At 59.7% G+C, this 3,995-nt stretch carries 4 protein-coding genes and 1 pseudogene; 2 read left to right on the top strand and 3 right to left on the bottom strand.

The window, feature by feature from the left end; translation table 11 throughout:
* The first annotated feature begins 330 nt into the window (after nucleotides 1-330).
* On the top strand, nucleotides 331-987 hold the full coding sequence (locus VMU57_RS16120) for a response regulator transcription factor (protein ID WP_325385237.1): 657 nt from the start codon (nucleotides 331-333) through the stop codon (nucleotides 985-987).
* 67 nt (nucleotides 988-1,054) lie between these two features.
* Nucleotides 1,055-1,471: a hypothetical protein gene (locus VMU57_RS16115; protein WP_325385235.1), complete on the top strand. Its 417-nt coding sequence runs from the start codon at nucleotides 1,055-1,057 to the stop codon at nucleotides 1,469-1,471.
* A 24-nt stretch (nucleotides 1,472-1,495) separates the two neighbouring features.
* Here VMU57_RS16115 and pruA read toward each other — a convergent pair whose 3' ends face one another.
* From pruA to VMU57_RS16100, 3 genes and pseudogenes are all read right to left on the bottom strand, one after another.
* On the bottom strand, nucleotides 1,496-3,139 hold the full coding sequence (gene pruA / locus VMU57_RS16110; RefSeq protein WP_325385233.1) for an L-glutamate gamma-semialdehyde dehydrogenase: 1,644 nt from the start codon (nucleotides 3,137-3,139) through the stop codon (nucleotides 1,496-1,498).
* 122 nt (nucleotides 3,140-3,261) lie between these two features.
* Entirely contained in the window at nucleotides 3,262-3,723 is a 462-nt protein-coding gene (locus tag VMU57_RS16105) for a (deoxy)nucleoside triphosphate pyrophosphohydrolase (RefSeq protein ID WP_325385231.1), read from the bottom strand.
* Nucleotides 3,724-3,773: 50 nt separating this feature from the next.
* A pseudogene (locus VMU57_RS16100) lies at nucleotides 3,774-3,995 on the bottom strand (haloacid dehalogenase-like hydrolase); the annotation flags it as partial.

Here is a 3,995-nt window from a genome sequence, read left to right as displayed (position 1 = left end):
TTCGCAGACGGGTTTTCCACACACCCGTACGTATGATTCGATTGTTGCCAATGCCCTCAGGGTTCAAAACATGGAATGTTGACCAAGTAGGCACCAGTTATGAATCGTTTGGGGCTGCGGATTGTCCGATTTATGGACATTTCCGCTCAGGCTGCGCCGCTTGCCGATGAGGGGTAATACGGGACGATAAAGTGGTTCATCTGTAGAAAGGCACTGAAGCGGAAGCTCAAAACGCCATTTTCTCTCAAGGAAAATGGCACTTCGATCCGCCGTCCGGTGTCTGGTAACAGAAGAATCGCTTCAGATCCCGGCAGGAGATAGAAAGAGCTCATGAATCGACTTATCCTCGCTGATAATCAGGCGATCTTCCGGGCTGGGGCCGCGCGCGTGCTCGCGTTGGAGGACGATATGCGCATCGTCGCCCAATGCGAGAGCGCAGAGAAATTATTTGCCGCCATCGAGACCTTTCGGGGAGGCATCCTGCTCGCCGCTTCCAGTCTGCGGCCGGATTATCCTGTCCTCTTTACCCGCACCCGGGACTATGGGAGCCGGGTCATTCTTGTCGCCGAGAATGCAGAGCAGGTCGGTGACGAGGTTGTTGCCTTGCTCGACGGGATCGTGAATCGAAATGTCGCCGGAGCGGAGCTGTTGGACTGCGTTCGCCGGGTAGCCCGCGGACAGCGCTTTGTGCAGCTTGCCAACGTCACCACCATGCAGGCCACCGACAGCGTCGGCGCACGCGTCCGCGACCGGCTGACGCCGAAAGAGATGCAGATCGTGGCGCTGATCGTTCAGGGCTGCAAGAACAAGGAGATCGCCACCCAGCTCGGCACCAAGGAGCAGGTCATCAAGAACTACCTGCGCGGCATCTACGACAAGACCGGCGTCTCCGACCGGCTCGAACTGGCTCTCTTCACGATTCACCACCGCGTTCTCGCCGAGGCCGCGGCCAAGGCTGGTAATCTGCTTCAGATGAAAACTGCGTGAAGCCGCTCTGAAAGATGCAGTCGAAATCCGTCGACAGCCGACTCCCAGCATTGGGTATGCTCGATCCATGGACCCCAATAATCCGATTGTTCGTCTCTGTGCCGAAGGCATGGAATGGGAGATGAAGGGTGAACTCAACAAAGCTTCAACACTCTTCATGGCAGCGTGGGAGCAAAGTGCAGACGACTTTGAAAAGTCCATCGCCGCGCATTATGTCGCCAGGCATCAGAAGACGGCGTCCGACACTCTTCGTTGGAATCAGGAATCACTGGATCGGGCGAATGCCGTCGATGACCTTCGAGTTCAAGGATTCTATCCCTCCCTCTACCTGAATATGGGGAAATCTCATGAAGATTTAGGGAACCGGGAAGAAGCGAAGAGGTTCTACGAATTGGCTTCCGCCCACCTGAACCAGCTTTCGGCAGACCGTTATGGAGACATCGTTCGAGACGGCGTTGCGAGAGGACTACAGCGGGTGAGTTAGACCAAATCTAAACGATGAACCTTCTTACAGGTCCATCTGGCCCGGCTGCTTCTCCGCTGCTTGGCTGGCCTTGGTTATCTTTTCTGCGATGCTCTGGGCTTGCGTAAACAGCAGAAGGTAGTCGGGTCCGCCGGCCTTGGAGTCGGTGCCGCTCATGTTGAAACCTCCGAAGGGGTGCGCCCCGACCATTGCGCCGGTGCACTTGCGGTTGAGGTAGAGATTGCCGACGTGGAACTCGTTCTGCGCCCGCTCGAGGTTCGCTCGTGAGTTGGAGTAGATGGCCCCGGTCAGGCCGTACTCGGTGTTGTTGGCGATAGCGAGAGCCTCGTCAAAGTTCTGCGACTTAATGACCGCCAGCACCGGCCCGAAGATCTCTTCCTGCGCGATGCGGGCGGCGGGCGCGACGTCCTTGATGACGGTGGGTGCGATGTAATAGCCGCCGCCCGGCGTCTCGATGGCATGGCCACCATTGAGGACGGTTCCTTCTGTCTTTCCGATCTCGATATAGCCGAGGGCCTTGCGGTACGCCTTCTCGCTGATGACCGGGCCTGTATAAACATTCTCGACTGGATCACCCGTTTTAAGCTCCGCCACCTTGGCCTGGAGCCGGTCGCAGAAAGTGTCATAGATCTCAGCGTCGACGATTGCCCGCGAGCAGGCGGAGCACTTCTGGCCGTTGAAGCCGAAGGCGCTCGCCACCACTCCCTGCACGGCTGCGTCGAGGTCGCAGTCGTTGTCGACGAGGATCGAGTCCTTGCCGCCCATCTCAAGAATCGTGCGCTTGATAAAGTGCTGGCCCGGTTGGGTGCGGGCTGCGCGCTCGTGAATCTGCAGGCCAACGGTCTTCGATCCGGTGAAGGCCACGAAACGCGTCTGGGGATGCTCGACCAGCGCTGCGCCGAACTCCGCTCCCGCGCCGGGGCAGAGGTTCACGACGCCGTCGGGGAGGCCAGCCTCTTCGAGCAGGCTCATGAATCGCGCGGCGATGGTAGGCGCGTCCTCCGATGGCTTGAGGACCACGGTGTTGCCGCAGACGATGGCCGCCGCCGTCATCCCGGCCATGATGGCGAGGGGGAAGTTCCAGGGTGGAATGACCGCGCCGACGCCGAGCGGCAGGTAGCGAAGCTGGTTGCGCTCGCCGGGAAGCTGGATGGGAGTGGTCGCGCTGGCCAGCCTGACCGCCTCGCGTGCGTAGAACTCGAGGAAGTCGATGGTCTCGCCCACGTCCGCGTCGGCCTCACCCCAGTTCTTGCCCACCTCGTAGACCAGCCACGCACAGAACTCAAACTTGCGCTCGCGGATAAGTGTTGCCGCTCGGAACAGAAGTCCTGCCCGCTCTACCGCCGATCTTCTGCTCCAGTCGGCAAAGGCTGTTTGAGCGGCGTCAAGCGCTTGTTGGACGTGTTCTGAACCGGCCCGGGAGTGGGTACCCACCACCTGCGCAGGCTGCGCTGGATTGCTCGAAACGATCTTGCCCTCTGTCCGCACGCGCCGACCACCGATAACGAGGTCGTAGCTGCGGCCAAGCTGGCTCTCCACGTCGGCGAGCGCCGCCTGCATGGCGCGGCGATTCTCTCCCAGGGTGAAATCGACGAACTCTTCGTTGACGAACGGGGCCTGGGCCGAACGGGCGGTAACTTCAGAGGCATCCTGTGCAGGGGCTATCATGCCGTGATTCTAGCGCGAATCGATGTCTGTCGATCGCTATGCGTGCTCTGTGCAGGGTCGGCCTGTCAAATTTAGTTGAGCACTAAACTATTGAGGTATTCAACTATTGCGGATTGAACTTTTTAGAGCAGCTTGCCCTCGGAAAGATCCCGGATCAGCCCAAGGTCTGCGGCGAGAAAGTCATACCCGGGGAGAGACGCCAGCGAAACCCAACGCATATCGTTGAAGATCCGGTTTACCATCGGCCCCTCAAACTCCTTGACTACAAAAAACTGAAGGTCGACCGCGCCGCCATTCCGGTATTTATGCCGAATCTGCGCTACCCGTTCTCCGATTCGGGCTGAGATGCCCAGCTCCTCGTTCAGCTCGCGGATCAGGGCCTCTTCGGGGCCTTCGCCGGGCTCGATCTTGCCGCCGGGGAACTCCCACTTCAGGCTCATTGGCTGGTCGGGCTTGCGCTGGCAGATAAACACCTCGGTGCCCCCCGCGCCTTCACGCAGGATCAGCGCCGCCACCACCAGCCGCAAAGGCTTTGGCTGCGCTGTCTCAACCCGTTCCTCCAGCTTACGAATGGAATCTCTCACCTGACTACAGTTTAGACTCTCGCGGCACCCAAATGCTTCGTTCGCAATATTTAGCTGACAGGCGTCACCGAAGCCGGGTAGTAAACAGGCCAGCCCTCGGCTGCGCTGCGCTCTACCAGCGCGGGAGTGGGATTCACAGGGAACGCCCGCCGCGCAATCGCCAACATGGCGGCATCGTGCACCGAGTTGCCGAAGACCGCGTCCGGAGGGGTAATTCCCACGCGCGCCAGCGAGGCTACCTTGCCCTCGTCGGTGGGCACATCGCAGATCGT

The sequence above is a fragment of the Edaphobacter sp. genome (assembly GCF_035532915.1).
Taxonomy (GTDB): domain Bacteria; phylum Acidobacteriota; class Terriglobia; order Terriglobales; family Acidobacteriaceae; genus Edaphobacter.
This window is presented reverse-complemented; position numbering and strand designations above follow the sequence as displayed.